The organism is Croceivirga lutea, from assembly GCF_014235875.1.
Lineage (GTDB): Bacteria > Bacteroidota > Bacteroidia > Flavobacteriales > Flavobacteriaceae > Croceivirga > Croceivirga lutea.
Genome location: NZ_JACJUK010000019.1, coordinates 1 through 760, shown reverse-complemented (window position 1 = coordinate 760; position 760 = coordinate 1). Strand labels below are relative to the sequence as shown.

Annotated in this window: 1 protein-coding gene; it reads right to left on the bottom strand. The window is 39.9% G+C overall.

The window, feature by feature from the left end:
- Positions 1-760 (bottom strand): Calx-beta domain-containing protein (locus tag H5V42_RS15145; RefSeq protein WP_313792159.1); only part of this gene is annotated, 760 nt, incomplete at both ends.

Genomic DNA, 760 nt, shown 5'->3' with positions numbered 1-760 from the left:
GTAGCTTCAATGATATCATCATCAGTAATAGGAACGGTAATCGGCTGAATTTCTCCATCAGTCCCCACAAAGGTTAGTGTACCAGTAGTAAGGGTATAATCCGAAGTATCTTCAGCAGTATTATCTGTAGTAGTATAATCTACAGTAACTCCACCTTGTACATTACCAGTCAACAGTACATTGATAGTAGCTGTACCATCACCTTCATTGACTACCACGCTATCATTATCAAAGCTGATACCTGTTACTCCCGGGATATTGTCATTATCAAGGATATCCACAGTAGCCTGATTATCTGTAATGGTAATTGGCGTGTTGGTCACAAGGTTTGACAAGTCAACGAAGAACTGTTCCGTAGCTTCAATGATATCATCATCAGTAATAGGAACGGTAATCGGCTGAATTTCTCCATCAGTCCCCACAAAGGTTAGTGTACCAGTAGTAAGGGTATAATCCGAAGTATCTTCAGCAGTATTATCTGTAGTAGTATAATCTACAGTAACTCCACCTTGTACATTACCAGTCAACAGTACATTGATAGTAGCTGTACCATCACCTTCATTGACTACCACGCTATCATTATCAAAGCTGATACCTGTTACTCCCGGGATATTGTCATTATCAAGGATATCCACAGTAGCCTGATTATCTGTAATGGTAATTGGTGTGTTGGTCACAAGGTTTGACAAGTCCACGAAGAACTGTTCCGTAGCTTCAATGATATCATCATCAGTAATAGGAACGGTAATGGGCTGAATTT